The sequence below is a fragment of the Streptomyces sp. NPDC041124 genome, from assembly GCF_055592385.1.
In genome coordinates this window covers 178,874-196,656 of record NZ_JBVIYR010000008.1, presented here as the reverse complement: position 1 = coordinate 196,656, position 17,783 = coordinate 178,874, and the positions used below count along the sequence as shown (strand labels likewise).

The 17,783-nt window shown below is 74.2% G+C and carries 18 protein-coding genes; 6 read left to right on the top strand and 12 right to left on the bottom strand.

Annotated features, from left to right (window positions below):
- Positions 1 to 19: 19 nt before the first annotated feature.
- The 4 genes from ACZ6A9_RS22770 to infC form a co-directional block, all read right to left on the bottom strand.
- The gene (locus ACZ6A9_RS22770) at positions 20 to 880 is read right to left on the bottom strand and encodes a TrmH family RNA methyltransferase (protein WP_468988111.1); all 861 of its coding nucleotides are present in this window, start codon (positions 878 to 880) and stop codon (positions 20 to 22) included.
- A gap of 191 nt (positions 881 to 1,071) precedes the next feature.
- On the bottom strand, positions 1,072 to 1,455 hold the full coding sequence (gene rplT, locus ACZ6A9_RS22765; RefSeq protein ID WP_004933571.1) for a 50S ribosomal protein L20: 384 nt from the start codon (positions 1,453 to 1,455) through the stop codon (positions 1,072 to 1,074).
- Between the two features lie 96 nt (positions 1,456 to 1,551).
- Entirely contained in the window at positions 1,552 to 1,746 is a 195-nt protein-coding gene (gene rpmI / locus ACZ6A9_RS22760; protein ID WP_003977225.1) for a 50S ribosomal protein L35, read from the bottom strand.
- Between the two features lie 111 nt (positions 1,747 to 1,857).
- Entirely contained in the window at positions 1,858 to 2,514 is a 657-nt protein-coding gene (gene infC, locus ACZ6A9_RS22755) for a translation initiation factor IF-3 (protein ID WP_468988660.1), read from the bottom strand.
- Positions 2,515 to 2,909: 395 nt separating this feature from the next.
- On the opposite strand from infC, the gene ACZ6A9_RS22750 reads away from it, so the two are divergent.
- Positions 2,910 to 3,287, top strand: coding sequence for a DUF1844 domain-containing protein (locus tag ACZ6A9_RS22750; protein WP_468988106.1), 378 nt, complete (start codon positions 2,910 to 2,912; stop codon positions 3,285 to 3,287).
- Between the two features lie 26 nt (positions 3,288 to 3,313).
- Here the strand turns inward: ACZ6A9_RS22750 and ACZ6A9_RS22745 are convergent, their stop codons facing one another.
- Positions 3,314 to 4,045, bottom strand: coding sequence for an SseB family protein (locus ACZ6A9_RS22745; protein ID WP_468988103.1), 732 nt, complete (start codon positions 4,043 to 4,045; stop codon positions 3,314 to 3,316).
- Positions 4,046 to 4,390: 345 nt separating this feature from the next.
- Here ACZ6A9_RS22745 and ACZ6A9_RS22740 point away from each other — a divergent pair, with 345 nt between their 5' ends.
- Positions 4,391 to 4,522, top strand: a complete 132-nt coding sequence (locus tag ACZ6A9_RS22740) for a hypothetical protein (protein ID WP_468988100.1) — start codon at positions 4,391 to 4,393, stop codon at positions 4,520 to 4,522.
- 70 nt (positions 4,523 to 4,592) lie between these two features.
- Here the strand turns inward: ACZ6A9_RS22740 and mycP are convergent, their stop codons facing one another.
- Both mycP and ACZ6A9_RS22730 read right to left on the bottom strand, forming a co-directional pair.
- Positions 4,593 to 5,774, bottom strand: coding sequence for a type VII secretion-associated serine protease mycosin (gene mycP, locus ACZ6A9_RS22735; protein WP_468988097.1), 1,182 nt, complete (start codon positions 5,772 to 5,774; stop codon positions 4,593 to 4,595).
- Positions 5,771 to 6,583 (bottom strand): hypothetical protein, encoded by an 813-nt coding sequence (locus ACZ6A9_RS22730; RefSeq protein ID WP_468988094.1) that lies wholly within the window; start codon positions 6,581 to 6,583, stop codon positions 5,771 to 5,773. Before ACZ6A9_RS22730 ends, mycP begins: the two co-directional genes overlap by 4 nt.
- 1,342 nt (positions 6,584 to 7,925) lie before the next feature.
- On the opposite strand from ACZ6A9_RS22730, the gene ACZ6A9_RS22725 reads away from it, so the two are divergent.
- Positions 7,926 to 9,128: an amino acid deaminase/aldolase gene (locus ACZ6A9_RS22725; RefSeq protein WP_468988091.1), complete on the top strand. Its 1,203-nt coding sequence runs from the start codon at positions 7,926 to 7,928 to the stop codon at positions 9,126 to 9,128.
- Positions 9,129 to 9,132: 4 nt separating this feature from the next.
- Here the strand turns inward: ACZ6A9_RS22725 and ACZ6A9_RS22720 are convergent, their stop codons facing one another.
- The 4 genes from ACZ6A9_RS22720 to ACZ6A9_RS22705 are packed head-to-tail and all read right to left on the bottom strand — an operon-like array spanning position 9,133 to position 13,601.
- Entirely contained in the window at positions 9,133 to 10,032 is a 900-nt protein-coding gene (locus ACZ6A9_RS22720; protein WP_468988658.1) for a DUF2510 domain-containing protein, read from the bottom strand.
- Between the two features lie 24 nt (positions 10,033 to 10,056).
- The gene (locus ACZ6A9_RS22715; protein WP_468988088.1) at positions 10,057 to 10,842 is read right to left on the bottom strand and encodes a 3-oxoacyl-ACP reductase; all 786 of its coding nucleotides are present in this window, start codon (positions 10,840 to 10,842) and stop codon (positions 10,057 to 10,059) included.
- 6 nt (positions 10,843 to 10,848) lie between these two features.
- Positions 10,849 to 12,222 (bottom strand): aldehyde dehydrogenase family protein, encoded by a 1,374-nt coding sequence (locus ACZ6A9_RS22710; RefSeq protein WP_468988086.1) that lies wholly within the window; start codon positions 12,220 to 12,222, stop codon positions 10,849 to 10,851.
- A gap of 8 nt (positions 12,223 to 12,230) precedes the next feature.
- Positions 12,231 to 13,601 carry a glutamine synthetase family protein gene (locus ACZ6A9_RS22705; RefSeq protein ID WP_468988083.1) on the bottom strand — a complete coding sequence of 457 codons (1,371 nt, stop codon included), beginning with the start codon at positions 13,599 to 13,601 and terminating at the stop codon, positions 12,231 to 12,233.
- Between the two features lie 85 nt (positions 13,602 to 13,686).
- Here ACZ6A9_RS22705 and ACZ6A9_RS22700 point away from each other — a divergent pair, with 85 nt between their 5' ends.
- The 3 genes from ACZ6A9_RS22700 (at position 13,687) to ACZ6A9_RS22690 (ending at position 16,747) form a co-directional block, all read left to right on the top strand.
- A complete protein-coding gene (locus ACZ6A9_RS22700; RefSeq protein ID WP_468988080.1) occupies positions 13,687 to 14,421 on the top strand; it encodes a FadR/GntR family transcriptional regulator in 735 nt (244 codons plus the stop codon).
- Between the two features lie 122 nt (positions 14,422 to 14,543).
- Complete coding sequence (gene eat, locus ACZ6A9_RS22695; protein ID WP_468988077.1) at positions 14,544 to 16,055, top strand: ethanolamine permease; 1,512 nt, start codon at positions 14,544 to 14,546, stop codon at positions 16,053 to 16,055.
- 5 nt (positions 16,056 to 16,060) lie between these two features.
- The gene (locus ACZ6A9_RS22690; RefSeq protein ID WP_468988074.1) at positions 16,061 to 16,747 is read left to right on the top strand and encodes a gamma-glutamyl-gamma-aminobutyrate hydrolase family protein; all 687 of its coding nucleotides are present in this window, start codon (positions 16,061 to 16,063) and stop codon (positions 16,745 to 16,747) included.
- 98 nt (positions 16,748 to 16,845) lie between these two features.
- On the opposite strand, the gene ACZ6A9_RS22685 is transcribed toward ACZ6A9_RS22690, so the two are convergent.
- Positions 16,846 to 17,781 (bottom strand): LysR family transcriptional regulator, encoded by a 936-nt coding sequence (locus ACZ6A9_RS22685; protein WP_468988069.1) that lies wholly within the window; start codon positions 17,779 to 17,781, stop codon positions 16,846 to 16,848.
- Positions 17,782 to 17,783: the final 2 nt, after the last annotated feature.

Genomic DNA, 17,783 nt, shown 5'->3' with positions numbered 1-17,783 from the left:
CCCCGAGCTGGTCAGCCTACTAGCTGTCGGTGACGGAGCGGCACCCTCCGACGGCGCGCTGTGCACGTGCCGACGCGTAGAGACATACGGCGGCGGCGGTGGCGAGGTTCAGACTTTCGGCTTTTCCGTGGATGGGGACGCGTACGACGGCGTCGGTGAGGGCGCGGGTCTCCTCGGGCAGGCCCCAGGCCTCGTTGCCGAAGACCCAGGCGGTCGGGCCGCCCATGGTGCCCTTGTCGAGCTCGTCGTCGAGGTCCCGGTCTCCGGCTCCGTCGGCCGCCAGCAGCCGTACCCCCGCGTCCCGCAGGCCGGTCACGGCCTGTTCGACGGGGACGCCGACGGCGACGGGCAGATGGAAGAGGGAGCCGACGGAGGCGCGCACCGCTTTGGGGTTGTACAGGTCCACTGAGGCGTCGGTGAGGACGACGGCCTCGGCTCCCGCGGCGTCGGCGCAGCGCAGCACGGTGCCGGCGTTGCCGGGGTCGCGCACGTGTGCGAGGACGGCGACGAGGCGGGGCCGGGCGGCGAGGATCTCCTGGAACGGCGTGTCCAGGAAGCGGCACACTCCGACGAGTCCCTGCGGGGTGACGGTGGTGGAGATGTCGGCGATGACGTCCTCGGAGGCGAGGTGCACCCGGGCCCCGGCATCGCGGGCCGCGCCGATGATGTCGGCGTAGCGCTCGGCCGCCTCGACGGTGGCGAACAGTTCGACGAGCGGGGCGCCGTCCGCGCCCCGGTGCGCGGCGGCCTCCCGCACGGCCTGCGGCCCCTCGGCGAGGAACAGCCGCTCCTTGCCCCGGAAGTTCCGCCTGGCGAGCCGCCGGGCGGCGGCGACGCGGGGGGACCGGGGGGAGATCGGCTCGGGGCTGACGGGGGCCATCTTCTTCACCTTCGGGAGCGCTCTCGACACGCGGCACGTGCGGCTCCCCAGGGGCGCGGGGAACTGCGCGACCAGCCACAACGGGCCCGCGGCCGAACATCTGGCCGACGGACGGCAACAACAGGACCCGCAAGCCCCAGAGCCTGCGGGTCCTGATAAAAACTCACGTCGGCTTCAAGCCAACGCCGTGCTCACGCCGCCTTGGGCGCGTTCACGTCCGCCGGCAGCGCCTTCTGCGCGACCTCGACGAGCGCCGCGAAGGCGGTCGCGTCGTTGACGGCCAGCTCGGCCAGGATCTTGCGGTCGACCTCGACGTTCGCGGCCTTCAGACCCTGGATGAAGCGGTTGTACGTGATGCCGTTGGCGCGGGCAGCGGCGTTGATGCGCTGGATCCACAGCTGGCGGAAGTCACCCTTGCGCTTCTTGCGGTCGTTGTAGTTGTAGACCAGCGAGTGGGTGACCTGCTCCTTGGCCTTGCGGTACAGGCGCGAACGCTGACCGCGGTAGCCGGAGGCCTGCTCGAGGATCGCCCGGCGCTTCTTGTGGGCGTTGACTGCCCGCTTGACGCGTGCCACTTGTTTAACTCCTTGTAGCGGGGCCGTGGTGGTCGCCACACGGCCCGGAAACGATTGGGTCCCGGTGTCGGTGGATCAGGCGCTGAACGCCCGACCTCACTTGCCGAGAAGCTTCTTGATCTTCGCGGCGTCGCCCGGGGCCATCTCGGCGTTGCCGGTGAGGCGACGCGTCACGCGGGACGACTTGTGCTCGAGCAGGTGGCGCTTGCCGGCGCGCTCGCGGAGCACCTTGCCGGAGCCGGTGATCTTGAAGCGCTTGCTGGCACCGCTGTGCGACTTGTTCTTCGGCATAGCGCCGTTCTCTCCTCGTCGGTGGCGCTCCGGTGCCCGGTCACGAAAACCGGGCACGGGTGGAGCGTCGTACTTGTATCGGTTGCTTCCTGGGGCTCGCGCCCCGGGGAGTCACGCGTCGGCAGGCTCCTCGGCCGCCGGGGCGGCCTCGGTCTCCGCCTCGGTCTCCGCGGCGTTCTGCGACTTGCCGGGGTTGGCCTTCGCGTCCGCCTTGCGGGCTTCCTGCGCCTGGCGGGCCTCGGCCATCGCCTCGGTCTTCTTCTTGTGCGGACCGAGGACCATGATCATGTTGCGGCCGTCCTGCTTCGGGTTCGACTCCACGAACCCGAGGTCGGCCACGTCCTCCGCGAGGCGCTGCAGCAGTCGGTAGCCGAGCTCCGGCCGGGACTGCTCGCGACCACGGAACATGATCGTGATCTTGACCTTGTCGCCCTGCTTGAGGAACCGGACGACGTGACCCTTCTTGGTGTCGTAGTCGTGCGGGTCGATCTTCGGCCGGAGCTTCATCTCCTTGATGACCGTGTGCGCCTGGTTCTTGCGCGCCTCACGGGCCTTCATGGCCGACTCGTACTTGAACTTCCCGTAGTCCATGAGCTTGCACACGGGCGGACGGGCGTTCGCCGCGACCTCGACGAGGTCGAGGTCGTACTCCTGCGCAAGCTCCAGGGCCTTGGCAAGCGGAACAATCCCGACCTGCTCGCCGCTGGGACCGACAAGTCGCACCTCGGGAACGCGAATCCGGTCGTTGATGCGGGGCTCGGCGCTGATGGATCCTCCTCGGTAGCACCACGCGACGGTCTGGCGGACAGCCGCGTAACGTCTGTGTTCGTTGGGACCTGACCGCGCCGGAGCAAGCAAAACGCCCCGGACGATCACGGGCGGGGCTCCTGGAACTACCGGAACACCGCCACGGGGACCGCGGGGCGCGTCATCGGGCGGACCCCCGCCTCGGGGGCGGGACCGCCTGACCGGTGACCCGCCGCCCCGGGGGCGACAGGTGGGAGTTCGGAGCCTCCACTTGTGGGCCGGACTCGCGAGCCGCGAGGCATACGGGTCCGACCGGTCGTTACACAAGGTTAGCAGTTCCGGAAGGCGTGCGCTAACCACGTGTCCCGTGCCTCCTGCTGTCAAGGGGGCACGCGTCTGCGCCTATCGTGTGGGGCATGAGTGACACCTCCCCCTCGGACAGCCCCGAGACCTCCGGCAACCCCGACTTCGACGCCATGGCCCGCGACATCGCCGAGGTCCCGGCGGTCGAGGTGATCGTGACGGTCGCCGTCAACCTGATGAGCGCCGCCGCCGTGAAGCTCGGTCTGACCGAGGAGGGCGACAAGTACAAGGACCTGGACGAGGCGCGCAAGCTGGTGCACGCGCTCGCCGGCCTGCTGGACGCCTCGGCGACCGAGATCAGCTCCTTCCACGCGGCCCCCCTGCGTGACGGCCTGAAGTCGCTCCAGCTGGCCTTCCGCGAGGCCTCGCTGGTGGCGGACGAGCCGGGCAAGGGGCCGGGCGAGAAGTACACGGGCGCGGTCTACGGCTAGCACGCCCAGGGCGTCCGGGGGGCGTCTCAGGGACGTACGTACAAGGGCTCGCCCGGCGGCGTCGCCTCGGCCGGCAGGACTGCCAGGTCGAGGCCGCGCACCAGGCGGGCCCTCAGTGTTTCGTCGGCGGCGAGCCGCCGGGCGACGGCTCGGGCCGCCTCGGCGACGGGGGCGGCCGGGTCGAGGACCAGGGCGAGCGTGCCGTCGGCCTGCCCCGGACCGAGGTGGGCGCGCAGCACCGCGGGTTCCGCGGCCACGGCGGTCCGTACGGCTTCGACGACGGCCGGGTCGGCGAGCGGATCGGTGCTGGTGCGGCCCTCGGCGAGGGCGAGCAGCGCGGGGCCGGTCAGTTCAAAGGTCACCGGGCCGGACATGTCCAGGAGGAGGGTATCCGCCTTCTCGTGCGCGGCGGCCTGCAGGGCCTGGTGCAGCGGTACGGCGACGGGGCGGGCCGCCGGGTCCCAGCGGGCGAGCGACTCGGTGGACGTGAAGGCGGGCAGTGCGGTGCGGCCGCCCGCCTTGAGGGTGGGTACGGCCATGTCGCTGGTCTTCTCGCGCCGCAGCCCGTTCCCGTCCTCCTCGACCTCGCCGAGCACGGCGACGACGGGCACGAGGAGCCGCGCGCCCTTGAGCGCCTCGAGGACGGGGCCGACGGCGTTGCCGTCCTCGGCCCAGGCGGCGAGGGCGGCGCTCAGCCGGGGGTCGGCGCTGCCGTCGTCGTCGCGGAACGGGGAGTCGGGGATGTTCTTGTTCGCCACGGACACCGAGCCTATCGGGCAGCCGTGACGGGCTCGGACGCGGCTGCGGGGTCGGTCCTGGGCGTCGGGTCCGGTGGAGGGAGACAGCGGTGGCGGACGGGGCGCGGGTGTCGGCGGCCGGCCCGCTGTGGGGCCTGACCCGCACCACGGCCGTGGACCGGATGGCGCTGCAGCGGCAGGTGTTCGGCGCGGACTCGGTGCTGGGCGGGGCCTCACGGGCGTATGTGCGGGACCTGATGGGGCGGGTCGTCCCGGAGCAGGCGTGGGGCGTGCCGTCGGTGGCGGACGACGGCACCGGGTGGGGCGTGAAGAACGGCTGGCTGCCGCGCGACGGGCCTGTGGGTCGTGAACAGCGTCGGCCGCGTCACGGCCGGCGGGCGCGCATACCTGGTGGCGGCGCTGTCCGACGGCAACGCGACGAAGGAGCGGGGTGTGGCCCGAGTGGAGGAAGCGGTACGGGCGGTCCTGACGCGGTAGGCGGCAGCGCCCGCGCGCCGCGCACCCCCCGGCATCGTCCCGACCCCCCGCCGACCGGGCCTCCCGGCCGCTACGACTCCCGTTGCTCCGCTCGGCGGCCGCGCCACAGGACGACCGTGGCGACCAGCAGGACGCCGCCGGCTCCGCCTGCGAGGGGGGCGGCCCAGTCGGCGGTGCCGTCGTCGGGCTCGCCGGTGTCCGGGCCGGGCCCGAAGTACTTCTCGCCGTAGGCGGCCGATCTCAGGCCGTCCGGCTCCAGACGGGCCGCGGCCCTGATCGCGGCGGCCGGGTCGACGAAGCCGAAGCCCCGGGAGTCGTCGCGGCCGCCGTCGGGGGCGTTGCGGGCGGTGTCCTCCAGGAGCCGCTTGATCTGGGCCGGGGTCAGGCCCGGGTGGGCCGCCTCGACCAGGGCGACGGCGCCGGAGACGAACGCGGCGGCGGCACTGGTGCCCCAGCCCTCGTAGTACTTGTGGTCGGGGTCGGCGATGATCACGTCGACGCCGGGGGCACTGACCGTCGCGTACCAGCGGCGGGTGGAGAACGGGGCGCGGGTGCCGTAGCGGTCGACGGCGGTCACGGCGATGACGCCGGGGTAGGCGGCCGGGTAGGAGACGCGGTCGCCCTTCTCGCCGCCGTTCCCGGCGGAGGCGACCACGACCACGCCCTTGCGCAGGGCGTACTGGATGGCCTCGTCCTCGCCGGGTTCGGGGTGGGCGGAGGCGGAGTCGTCGCCGAGGGAGAGGTTGATGATGTCGGCGCCGTTGTCGGCGGCCCAGCGGATGCCCTCGGCGAGGGCGTTGCCGCGGGTACTGCGGGCCTTGGCGCGGGAGGGGTCGCCGTCCTCCAGGATCACCCGGACGGGGAGGATCTTCGCCTCGGGCGCGATGCCCATGACGCCCTCGGCGTTGCCGGGGCCGTGGCCGTGACCGGCGATGATGCCGGCCATGGCGGTGCCGTGGCGGGCCCAGGCGCGGTCGCCCTCACGCGCTCCGAAGCCGACGAGGTCCTTGCCGGGGAGCACGTTGCCGTCGAGGTCGGGATGGTCGGCCTCGACGCCGGTGTCCAGGACGGCGACGGTGACGCCCGCCCCCTTGGTGGTCTGCCACGCCTCCTCGGTGTGCATGGCCTCCAGGCTCCACTGCCGGACGCGGATGCCGTCGGCGTGCGCGGGGGTGGCGGGCAGGAGGACGAGCGCCGCGGCGAGGAGGGCGCCGAGGGCCGCCGCGGGGCGTCTGCCGGTGAGAGGGCTCATGACGGCTGCTCCGTCGCGGTGCCCGCCTTTTTGCGCAGGGCCCGCTCGATGCGGTCGGCGAGCCCCTGTGCCTCGTGGCCCAGGCCTGCCCGGGCGGGGCCGGTGCCGGTGCCGGACTCCATGGCGTCCCGGGCGGGTTGCGGGGGGTCGACGGTACGGCCGTCGGCCCAGCCGGTGACGGCGTAGACGACGACGGGGGCGTCGGTGAGGACGGAGATCGCCCAGGAGGCGCGCTGTCCGGGGCCGAAGCCCTCGGCGGCGGTGCCCTCGGCCGCGTACGGCAGGGGCATCAGGTCGGTACGGCGGTCCAGGCGTTCGGTGTCGAAGCGGCGGGCGAGGGCGCTCATGGCGGCGGCGTCGGCATCCGTGAACAGCAGGCCGACGGTGGTGACATGGCTCTGGGTGGCATCGGTGTAGGTGGCGCGCAGCAGGCGTGCGCAGCCGACGGGGTCGAGGACCTTGCGCAGCAGGGGGTCGAAGGCGCCCTTGCAGCCGCTGTCGGGGGCCACGGCGATGCGCGTCCAGGAGCGGTCGGCGTTGCCGGGGCCCGCGCCCTTGCCCTGGAGGGTGGGCGGGAACAGCTGGTCGACGGGCACGTTGTGCCACAGGGCGCCGGCGGCGGTGAAGCCGTGCCGGGCGGCGGGCCCCTCGGAGCCGTCCGCGAGCCAACTGCCGGTGACGGCACCGCCGATGAGCCCCGTGCCGAGGACGAGGCAGGCCGCCGCGGCCACGATCTGCGACCGGCTGCGACGTCCGAGCGGCCGTGGCCGCGCGTTGTCGTCGTATCCCTCCGGCTCCCCGAACGACACGACGGTGGTCCGTCCTGGCCCGGGTACACCCCCCGGCGCCATGGGCGCGCTCCAGGACAGCGCGGGATCGGGGGCGCCGCCGGGGCGGGGCTCGCCGGTACCGGCGGCCGTTCCGGCACGGCGATGCCCGCCGTGGTCCGTGCGGGGGCCGGGCGGCGTCGGGCCCTGCCGGTCCGTGGGGTGAGCGGGGACGGGACGCAGGCGGGTGGTCGTCTCGGACGCGGTCTCCGCGGGAGCGGCGGCCCCTCGTGCGGCGGGCCGGTGGGCGGGTTGCGGCGGCACGGCGGGCGGGGCGTCCGGGGAGCGCAGGTCTTGGCCCACGGTCGGCGGGGCGTCCGGGGAGCGCAGGCCTTGGCCCACGGTCGGCGGGGCGTCGGGGAACCGGGCGGAGGCACGCGGCGGCGGAGGCCCTCCGGGGTCCGGCGCACCGGCCCCGAAGCCCCGCGCGCCCGCCCGGGACACGTCGGAGGCGGCTCCCCGGCGACCGGCGGCCGCATCACCGGTACGGCCATCACCGTCCGCGGGGGCCGCGCTCACGCCCCCACGGCGCCCCTGGGGAGCGGTACCTGACGCATCGCCGGCGGAGGCGTCGGCCGCACCACCCGTACCGCCGGGCGCACCCGGCCAGGTGCCGCCTGCCGACGGCCGCGACGGCTCGGTGCCGCCGTGTCCCGTGCCGCGCGGCGGCCTCCCGGGGGGACCGGCGGCCGCACCACGCCCGTCGGGGCCGGTGGCGGCCGACGGGCTTCCCATGGCGCGGGTGTTTTCGGGCCCTCTCGGGGCCCGGCGGGGAGCGGTCGCGGGGGTGGCGCCGTCACGTCCGGCCGGTTCGGTGCCGGCGGACGGCGGGGGCGTCGGCCCGGTGCGGGCCCGCTCGCCCGGGGCGGCGGCGCCGCCCAGGGGGGTGTGCGCCGGTACCTCGGTGGGTGTGCCGGCGTCGTGGCCCGGCCGGCGGGTGTCGAAGGCTCCCGGGCCGCCGGAGGTCCTGCCCTGCGGGGCCGGCGGGACGGAGGGGCGCGGGGGGACGGAGGGGCGCGGGGGAAGGGAGGCGCGGCGCGCTTCCGTGCTCATGCACCCCCCGTTTCCTCGTGCCCGGGCCGTTCCTGCCTGCGCGGGCCGGCGTTGTCGCTGCCAGGGGCCCGGCACGGACTCGCCCCGGGCACAGATACCCGCACGGACGGCGCGTCATCCCGCCCGGACTGCCGGGCCGGCCCCGATCCGCCGTGCGTGCGCGTCACTCTACGGCGTGATCCGCGTCGGACGGGAACCAGTCCGCAGGCCCGCGGCATCTGCCCGGAACGTCCCCCTACCCTGCGGTAATCCTGTCTGGCAGGCTGCGGTCATGACTGCGCGCGCCGCTGACCGGGCCCGTTACGACAGGGCCACCGCCCCGCTCGAAGCCCCTTACGCGATCGTGGACCTGGACGCCTTCGACGCCAACGCGGACGACCTGGTCCGCAGGGCCGGGGGCAAACCGGTCCGGGTCGCCAGCAAGTCCGTACGCTGCCGTGCGCTGCTGGAACGGGTGCTGGCCCGGGACGGTTTCGCGGGCGTCATGTCGTTCACGCTCGCCGAGTCCCTGTGGCTGGCCCGCTCCGGTTTCGACGACGTCCTCCTCGCCTATCCGTCCGCCGACCGGGCCGGCTACGCGGAGCTGGCCGCCGATCCCAAGCTCGCCGCCGCCGTGACGGTCATGGTCGACGATCCGGCGCAGCTGGACCTGATCGACGCCTCCCGCTCGGGTGGCGACGAGGTCGTGCGGGTGTGCCTGGAACTGGACACGGCGCTCAGGCTGTTCGGCGGGCGGGTGCGGGTCGGCGCCCGGCGTTCCCCGCTGCACTCCCCCGCCGAGGTCGCCGAGCTCGCGCGCGCGGTGTCCCGGCGGCCCGGGTTCAGGGTGGTGGGGATCATGGCGTACGAGGGTCATGTGGCCGGGGTGGGCGACGCGGTGGCCGGGCGGCCGCTGCGGTCCCGCGCGGTGCGGCTGATGCAGTCCGCCGCGCGCCGGGAGCTCACCGAGCGGCGTGCGGCGGTGGTGCGGGCGGTGCGGGAGGTCGTACCGGACCTGCAGTTCGTCAACGGCGGCGGCACGGGCAGTGTGCAGCACACCGCCGCGGAGGACGCGGTCACGGAGATCGCGGCCGGTTCGGGGCTGTACGTGCCGCGATTGTTCGACAACTACACGTCGTTCAGCGGGCGTCCGGCGGCGCTCTTCGCGCTGCCCGTCGTGCGGCGGCCGGGCGTCGGCGTGGTGACGGTGCTCGGCGGGGGCTATCCGGCGTCCGGCGCTCCCGGCGCCGACCGGCTGCCGGTGCCGTATCTGCCCGAAGGGCTGCGGTACGACCCGCAGGAGGGGGCCGGCGAGGTGCAGACCCCGCTGCTGGGCTCTCCCGCGGACGATCTGCTGATCGGGGACCGGGTGTGGTTCCGGCACGCCAAGGCGGGGGAGCTGTGCGAGCGGTTCGACGCGCTCCACCTGGTGGAGGGTGACGCGGTGACGGCGACGGTGCCGACCTACCGGGGTGAGGGGCACACGTTCCTGTGACGGTTCAGCCCGGCGGGCCGAGGCTGCTGCCGACCCCTCCCCCGGTGGTCCGGTCGGTGACCGGGCGGATGCCCTTGGTGATGCGGTCCATGTCGGCCAGGGGCGGGCCGTCCTCCCCCGCGTCGAAGGCGTACCGGACGAGGACCGGTGCCTCGGTGCCGGCGCTGGAGGGGAACACCATCGACTGCACGTAGCCGCCGGGGCCCTCGGCGGTGGTGACGCGCCAGCGCACCAGGTATCCGGCGCGGCCCGCCACCGCGACCGGGCCGGACTTCACGACCTCGTGGGACTCCAGTCCTCCGTACGGGCGCTGGCCGAGGCTGTCCTCGTGGAAGGCGGCGTCGGCCGCCTCGGAGATGTCCTCCTTCGCGAGTGCCTCCGGCGAGGCCGTGTCCCGTTCGGTGACGGTGCGGGAGATGACGAGGCCGTGGCGGCAGACGGAGCCCTCGCCGGGGCAGTCGTAGGTGCCGTCGGTGGTCATGACGACGTCCTCGTCGGCGACGTGCCGGGGCCGGACCCAGCCGTCGAGGAGCGGGAAGGTGACGCCGTTGAGTTCGTCCTCGACGACGGTCGGGTCGTCGGTGGGCGGCTCCGGCGTGGACGGTGACGGGGAGGGCCGGCCGGTCGGGGTGCCGGTGGCCGGGCCGGTGCGCGTCTCCGGGTCGCCGTCGTCGCCGCCGAGGACCACCGCGCCGGTGACGATCGCGGCGACGAGCACGGCCGCCGCGGTGGTCAGGGCGACCGCCTTCGCACGGCCGGTACCGGCCGTGTCACCCGCGGACGGGGCCGGCGGCGCGGCGGGAGCCCCGGGCGTACGCCGGTGCTCCGTCCAGGCCGTGCCGTCCCACCAGCGCTCCAGGTGCGGGGCGTGCGGATCGCGGTACCAGCCGGGCGGGGGCGTCATGCTCATCCCGGCACTGTAGGGCTCTCACTGGAGGGGCGTGACGTACGCCCCCGAGATTCCGCCGTCCACCAGGAAGTCGGTGGCGTTGACGAAGGAGGAGTCGTCGCTGGCCAGGAAGGCGACGGCGGCGGCGATCTCCTCGGCCTCGGCGAACCGGCCGACCGGGATGTGGACGAGGCGGCGGGCCGCGCGCTCGGGGTCCTTGGCGAACAGCTCGCGCAGCAGCGGGGTGTTGACCGGTCCGGGGCACAGGGCGTTGACGCGGATGCCCTCGCGGGCAAACTGCACGCCGAGTTCGCGGGACATGGCGAGGACGCCGCCCTTGGAGGCGGTGTACGAGATCTGCGAGGTGGCCGCGCCCATCCGGGCCACGAAGGAGGCGGTGTTGATGATGGAGCCCTTGCCCTGGCGCCGCATGTAGGGGATGGCGGCCTTGCAGCACAGGTAGACGGAGGTGAGGTTGACCTCCTGGACGCGCTTCCAGGCGTCGAGGCCGGTCTCCAGGATGGAGTCGTCGTCGGGCGGGGAGATGCCGGCGTTGTTGAAGGCGATGTCGACGCTGCCGTAGGTGTCGTACGCCGTCCGGAAGAGGCCCTCGACCTGCTCGGGGTCGGTGACGTCGACGTCGACGAAGATGCCGCCGGTCTCCTCCGCGGCGGCCTTCCCGCGGGCCTCGTCCACGTCGCCGCAGACGAGGTGGGCGCCCTCGGAGGCGAGCCGGCGGGCCGTGGCGAGACCGATGCCGCTGCCGGCTCCGGTGACCACGGCGGTGCGGCCGGTCAGGCGGCGGCAGATGTTCTCTTCGCTCATGTGCGCTCAGGCCTCCGTGCTGATGAAGACGTTCTTGGTCTCGGTGAAGGCGGTCAGCGCGTCCGGGCCGAGCTCGCGGCCGACACCGGACTGCTTGAAGCCTCCGAAGGGGGTGCAGTAGCGGACGCTGGAGTGGGAGTTGACGGACAGGTTCCCGGCGCGGACCGCTCGGCTGACGCGCAGGGCACGGCCGACGTCGCGGGTCCACAGGGAGCCGGAGAGGCCGTACTCGGTGGCGTTGGCCAGGCGTACGGCGCCGGCCTCGTCGTCGAAGGGGAGGACGACGGCGACGGGACCGAAGACCTCCTCGACGGCGACGCGGGCGTGGGGGGCGACGCCGGTGAGGACGGTCGGCGGGAACCAGTGGCCGGGGCCTTCGGGGGCCTTGCCGCGGATGCCGTCGAGGGCGTCGGTGCCGTAGGAGCGGACGCGGTCCAGCTGGGCGCGGGAGATCAGCGGGCCCATGTCCACGGTCTCGTCGGCCGGGTCGCCCACCCGGACCGCCTCGATCGCGGGCGCGAGCAGGTCCAGGAACCGGTCGTGGACGGAGCGCTCGACGAGGATGCGGGTGCGGGCGCAGCAGTCCTGTCCGGCGTTGTCGAGGAAGGACATGGGGGTGGCGGCCGCGGCGGCCTCCAGGTCGGCGTCGGCGAAGACGATGTTGGGGCTCTTGCCGCCGAGTTCGAGGGTGACGCGCTTGAGGCGGTCCGCGCCCCTGGTCCACACCCGTTTGCCGACGGCCGTCGACCCGGTGAACACGATCTTGGCGACGCCGGGGTGTTCGACGAGGGCGTTCCCGGTGACGGGACCGTGGCCGGGGAGCACCTGGAAGAGGCCCTCGGGCAGGCCGGCCGTCAGGGCGAGTTCGGCCAGGCGCAGGGCGGTGAGGGGGGTGGTCTCGGCGGGTTTGAGGAGCACCGCGTTGCCCGCGGCGAGGGCGGGTGCGGTGCCCCAGGCCGCGATGGGCATCGGGAAGTTCCAGGGGGCGATGACGCCGACGACGCCGAGGGGTTCGAGGAAGGTGACGTCCACCCCGCCCGGGACGGGGATCTGGCGGCCGGTCAGGCGTTCCACTCCCCCGGCCGCGTAGTCGAGCAGGTCGCGGACGTTGCCCGCCTCCCAGCGGGCGTTGCCGAGGGTGTGGCCGGCCTCGCGGACCTCCAGGCGGGCCAGCTCCTCGAGGTGCTCGTCGACGGTGGCGGCGAACCGGCGCAGCAGGCGGGCCCGGTCGCCGGGTGCGAGGGCGGCCCAGGCGGTCTGCGCGCGGGCGGCGCGTACGACGGCGGCGTCGACGCCGGCGGGGCCGGTGGCCGGGACGGTGGCGAACACCTCCTCGGTCGCGGGGTTGCTCACCTGGAGCTCGGTGGGATGGTCGGTCACGGAGGGCCTCACATGCGTTCGAAGGAGCGGCGCAGCTCCCAGTCGGTGACCGCGGCGTCGAAGGCGTCCGTCTCGACGCGCGCCATGTTGCGGTAGTGCGCGACGACCTCCTCGCCGAAGGCCGCCTTCGCGATCGCGCTGGTCTCCCACAGTTCGGCGGCCTCGCGCAGGGTGGTGGGGACGTGCTCGAAGCCGGCCGTGTAGGCGTTGCCCGCGCAGGGTTCGGGCAGTTCCAGTTCCTGCTCGATGCCGTACAGGCCGGCGGCGACCATGCCGGCCACGGCGAGGTGCGGGTTGACGTCGCCGCCGGGCAGCCGGTTCTCGAAGCGCAGGGAGCGGCCGTGGCCCACCACGCGCAGGGCGCAGGTGCGGTTGTCGCGGCCCCAGGCGACGGCGGTGGGGGCGAAGGAGCCGGGCTGGAAGCGTTTGTAGGAGTTGATGTGCGGGGCGTAGAGAAGGGAGAACTCGCGGAGCGCGGCGAGCTGTCCGGCGAGGAAGTGGCGCATCACCGCGGACATGGAGTCCGGTTCCTCGGCGGAGCCCGGCATGGCGCTGTCGCCCGCGGCGTCGGCGAGGGAGAGGTGGATGTGGCAGGAGTTGCCCTCGCGCTCGTCGTACTTGGCCATGAAGGTGATCGAGACGCCCTCCTGGGCGGCGATCTCCTTGGCGCCGGTCTTGTAGACGGCGTGCTGGTCGCAGGTGACCAGGGCCTCGTCGTAGCGGAAGACGATCTCGTGCTGGCCGGGGTTGCACTCGCCCTTGGCGGACTCGACGGCGAGTCCGGCGGCGGCCATCTCACTGCGGATGCGGCGCAGCAGGGGCTCGACGCGGCCGGTGCCGAGCACCGAGTAGTCGACGTTGTACCGGTTGGCGGGGGTCAGCCCGCGGTAGCCGGCGTCCCAGGCCTGTTCGTAGGTGTCCTTGAAGACGATGAACTCCAGCTCGGTGCCGACCTGGGCGGTGTGGCCGAGGGCGGCGAGACGGTCCAGCTGGCGGCGCAGTATCTGCCGGGGGGCGGCGGCGACCGGGGAGCCGTCGGCCCAGGCGAGGTCGGCGACGACCAGGGCGGTGCCCTCGTGCCAGGGCACCCGGCGCAGGGTGTCGAGGTCGGGGTACATGGCGAAGTCGCCGTAGCCGCTCTCCCAGGAGGACATGGCGTAGCCGTCGACGGTGTTCATCTCGGCGTCGACGGCGAGCAGGTAGGTGCAGCCCTCGCTGCCGTGCCGGAGCACCTCGTCGAGGAAGAAGCGCGCGGCGAAGCGCTTGCCCTGGAGCCGCCCCTGCATGTCGGGGAAGGCCAGCACGACGGTGTCGATCTCACCGGCGGCGACGAGGGCGCGCAGCTCCTCGACGGCGAGCGGGGCTGTGCGGTCTGCCACGGAGGGCCTCCTCGGGCTTCTGCGGTCGAGCCGGGAGCCATAAGGTATTGCTGGGGACCATTGCTTGGGAAGGGGGCGCGGCGGGATGTCCAGGGATGCGGTCGGCGCGGTCGGGGACCGGTTGGCGCCGGTGTTGCGGCAGGTCCGCGCGGGCAACGGTTTCGAGGAGGCGCTGGAGCAGATCCTCCAGGTGGTGCGGCTGGGCCTGGTGGCGGGCGGGGAGCGGCTGCCGGCCGAGCGTGAGCTGGCGGAGCGGCTGGGGATCAGCCGGGTGACGCTGCGTGAGGTGCTGAAGGTGCTCCAGGAGCAGGGCCTGGTGGAGTCGCGGCGCGGCCGGTACGGCGGCACGTTCGTGCTGCCCCGCCCCACGGACACGGGCGGGGAGGAGCTGAGGCGGCGGACCGCCGGGGTGGACATCGAGGACGTGCTGCGCTTCCGGGAGGTGCTGGAGGTGGGCGCGGCGGGCCTGTGCGCGGCGCACGGGCCGGCGGACGGGCGGGCGGAGCGGCTGCGCGAGGCACTGGCCGGCACGCAGGAGGCTCCGCCGGCCGACTACCGGCGCCTCGACACGCTGTTCCACCTCACGCTGGCGGAGCTGAGCGGCTCACCGACGCTGACCGCGCAGTACGCGGCCGTCCGGGCCACGGTCAACAACCTGCTGGACTGCATCCCGCTGCTGGTGCGCAACCTGGAGCACTCCCAGCGGCAGCACGCGGCGCTGGTGGAGGCGGTGCTGGAGGGGGACGCGGACGCGGCGCGCGAGGTGATGCGCGAGCACTGCGCGGGGACGGCCGCGCTGCTGCGGGGGTTCCTGGGGTGAGGGCGTGACCCGACGCGGAGGGTCCACCCCGGCTTGACGCAGGGGGGTTGCGCTCACGGTGGTCGCGCCACGAAGGTATGGGCCCACAAAGGTCTGGATGTGCTCCATTGACCCGCGTCTGGATGTGTTCCATTGGCCCGCCTTCCTCGCCGTCGCCCCTGGGGAGCCGCACCGTGAGCCTTCCGTCATCGTCCCGTGAGACCGCCGGTGAGGCGGACGACTACCTCGAGCGCAGGAGGCTGCGCCGCGGCAGCGCCGGCTGGCTGCTGCTGACCGGCCTCGGCGTCGCCTACGTCGTGTCCGGCGACTACTCGGGCTGGAACTTCGGCCTGGCCGAGGGCGGTTTCGGCGGCCTGGCGATCGCCATGGTGCTGATGGGCGCCATGTACGCCTGCATGGTCTTCGCCCTCGCCGAGCTGTCGTCCGTCCTGCCCACGGCGGGCGGCGGCTACGGCTTCGCCCGCCGGGCGCTCGGCCCGTGGGGCGGGTTCCTCACCGGGACCGCGATCCTCATCGAGTACGTCCTCGCCCCCGCCGCGATCTCCATCTTCATCGGCGACTACGTCGAGTCGCTGGGGCTGTTCGGCCTGGAGTCCGGCTGGCCGGTGTACCTGGCGTGCTTCGTCGTCTTCACCGGCATCCACCTGTGGGGCGTGGGCGAGGCGCTGCGGTTCAGCTTCGTCGTCACGGGCATCGCGGTGGCGGCGCTGGTGGTCTTCGCGCTGGCCGCGCTGCCCGGGTTCGACGCCTCGTCCCTCGACGACATCCCGGTGGACTCCTCGGCGTTCGGGGCGAGTTCGTGGCTGCCGATGGGACTGCTGGGCATCTGGGCGGCGTTCCCGTTCGGCATGTGGTTCTTCCTGGGCGTGGAGGGCGTGCCGCTGGCCGCCGAGGAGACCAGGGAACCGGCCCGTACGCTGCCGAAGGCGATCCGCTGGTCGATGGGCATCCTGGTGGTGCTGGCCGTGGTGACCTTCGTCGCGGCGGCCGGGGCGCGGGGCTCGGCGGCCGTCCAGGACGCTGGCAATCCGCTGGTGGAGGCGCTCCAGCCGGACGGCGAGGCGACGGTGCTGAGCCGGATCGTGAACTACGCGGGCCTCGCGGGGCTGGTCGCGTCGTTCTTCTCGCTGATCTACGCCGGTTCGCGCCAGCTGTTCGCGCTGTCCCGCGCGGGCTACCTGCCGAGGTTCCTCTCCCTCACCAGCAGCCGCCGGGCGCCGTACCTCGGTCTGCTGGTACCGGGTGCGATCGGCTTCGCGCTGGCCGCCGGGACGGGCAACGGGGCCCGCATGCTGAACATCGCCGTCTTCGGCGCGACGATCTCGTACGCGCTGATGTCGCTGTCCCACATCGTGCTGCGCCGCCGGGAGCCGGAGCTGCCGCGGCCGTACCGGACGCCGGGCGGTGTGCTGACCTCGTCGGTGGCCCTGGTGCTGGCGTGCGCGGCGCTGGTGGCGACGTTCCTGGTGGATGTGACGGCCGCCTTCATCGCGCTGGCGGTGTACATCGTGGCGCTGGCGTACTTCGGCCTGTACAGCCGCAGGCACCTGGTGGCGAAGGCGCCGGAGGAGGAGTTCGCGGCGCTGGCGGCCGCCGAGGCGGAGTTGTCCCGGGATCGGATCGAGGAAAGGTGACCCGCATGGCGGCCGGACCACTCATCGGCATCAGCACGTACGCGGAGCCCGGTGTGCGCTGGGGAGGATGGCAGCTCGACGCCGCGCTGCTGCCGACCGGCTATCCGCGGCTGGTGCAGCGGGCGGGCGGACTGGCCGCGATGCTGCCGCCGGACGTGCCGGAGCGGGCGGCGGACACGGTGGCGCGGCTCGACGGCCTGGTGGTCGCGGGCGGCCCTGACGTGGAACCCGTGCACTACGGCGCCGCGCCCGATCCGCGCACCGGGCCGCCCGACCGGGCGCGGGACGCCTGGGAACTGGCCCTGATCGCGGCCGCGCTGGAGCGGGGCGTCCCGCTGCTGGGCATCTGCCGGGGCATGCAGGTGCTGAACGTGGCCCTCGGCGGCACGCTCGTCCAGCACATCGAGGGGCACGCGGGGGTTCCGGGCGCCTTCGGCCGGCATCCGGTCAAGCCGGTCCCGGGCACGCGCTACGCCGAAGCCGTCCCGGAGCAGACCGACGTACCGGCCTACCACCACCAGGCGGTCGACCGCCTGGGCCGGAACCTGGTTCCCTCGGCCCACGCGGAGGACGGCACGATCGAGGCCGTCGAGCTCGCCACCGGTCCCTGGACCCTGGGCGTCCAATGGCACCCCGAGATGGCCGAGGACCTCCGCGTGGTGCGAGCCCTGATCGCCGCGGCGACGCCGTGACCGCGGCCGGCCGCCGCCTCCCCCGTCCTCGCCGGGGCAGGCGGTCGTGCCTCCCCCGGCCGGTGAGGGGTGGACGCGAGGTCATCCCGTGAGCGCCCTCACCCCCGCGTCAGCGACAACAGATCCCGTGCCGGTCCTGCGGGCAGGTGTCCTGCCCGCCACACCGCGCGCAGATCGCGGGCCAGCGCCGCCCCGTCCACCGGAATCCGCACCAGCCGCCGCATCGCCAGCTCCTCCCCCACCGCCAGCTCACTCAGCACCGCCGGACCCGCCCCGCCCACCACCGCCGCCTTCACCGCGGTCGTCGAGGACACCTCGAGCAACGGTCGCGCCAGCCGGCCCAGCGCCGCGTCCAGCACCTGCCGCGTCCCCGACCCCTCCTCCCGCAGGATCAGCGGGGTCGCCGCGAGTTCCTCCGCGGCCAGCGGCCGCCGCCTGCGGGCCCACGCGTGCGACGGCGCCGTGACCACGATCAGGCGGTCGTGGGCGATCACCGCGGAGTCCAGCCCCGCCGGCACGGTCAGCCCTTCCACGAACCCGATGTCCGCCTCCCCCGACACCAGCCGCTCCGCGACCGCCGCCGAGTTCCCCGCGAGCAGCGACACCGCCGTGTCCGGCCGCTCCGCGCGCAGCGCGAGCAGCCACCCCGGCAGCAGGTACTCGGCGATCGTCATGCTGGCGGCCACCCGCAGCCGTGAGTCCCGGCGGTCCCGCAGCGCCTGCGCGCCCGCGTCGAACGCCTCCGCCGCCTCGACGATCCGCCGCGCCCAGTCGGTGACCAGCGTCCCCGCTCCGGTCAGCCGTGATCCTCTCGGCGAGCGGTCGACCAGGGCCACCCCGAGCTGCCGTTCCATGGACCGCACGCGGCTGCTCGCCGCGGGCTGGGTGATGCCCAGCTCCCGCGCCGCGCCGCCCAGGCTGCCCAGCCGCGCCACCGCCAGCAGCAGCTCCAGACCCCCGAGGTCCGGTACCCGGTGGGCCAGGGACCCGGCGCTCCGGTGGCGATCGTCGGTGTGGTCCTGCGTGCCGCTCATAA

Coding starts and splice junctions, on each gene's coding strand:
- ACZ6A9_RS22685 (WP_468988069.1), bottom strand. CDS start 17,781: ATGAGCGGCACGCAGGACCACACCGACGATCGCCACCGGAGCGCCGGG.
- mycP (WP_468988097.1), bottom strand. CDS start 5,774: ATGAGCCCTCTCACCGGCAGACGCCCCGCGGCGGCCCTCGGCGCCCTC.
- ACZ6A9_RS22715 (WP_468988088.1), bottom strand. CDS start 10,842: ATGAGCGAAGAGAACATCTGCCGCCGCCTGACCGGCCGCACCGCCGTG.
- ACZ6A9_RS22720 (WP_468988658.1), bottom strand. CDS start 10,032: ATGACGCCCCCGCCCGGCTGGTACCGCGATCCGCACGCCCCGCACCTG.
- ACZ6A9_RS22750 (WP_468988106.1), top strand. CDS start 2,910: ATGAGTGACACCTCCCCCTCGGACAGCCCCGAGACCTCCGGCAACCCC.
- ACZ6A9_RS22690 (WP_468988074.1), top strand. CDS start 16,061: ATGGCGGCCGGACCACTCATCGGCATCAGCACGTACGCGGAGCCCGGT.
- ACZ6A9_RS22770 (WP_468988111.1), bottom strand. CDS start 880: ATGGCCCCCGTCAGCCCCGAGCCGATCTCCCCCCGGTCCCCCCGCGTC.
- eat (WP_468988077.1), top strand. CDS start 14,544: ATGTGTTCCATTGGCCCGCCTTCCTCGCCGTCGCCCCTGGGGAGCCGC.
- rpmI (WP_003977225.1), bottom strand. CDS start 1,746: ATGCCGAAGAACAAGTCGCACAGCGGTGCCAGCAAGCGCTTCAAGATC.
- ACZ6A9_RS22725 (WP_468988091.1), top strand. CDS start 7,926: ATGACTGCGCGCGCCGCTGACCGGGCCCGTTACGACAGGGCCACCGCC.
- ACZ6A9_RS22700 (WP_468988080.1), top strand. CDS start 13,687: ATGTCCAGGGATGCGGTCGGCGCGGTCGGGGACCGGTTGGCGCCGGTG.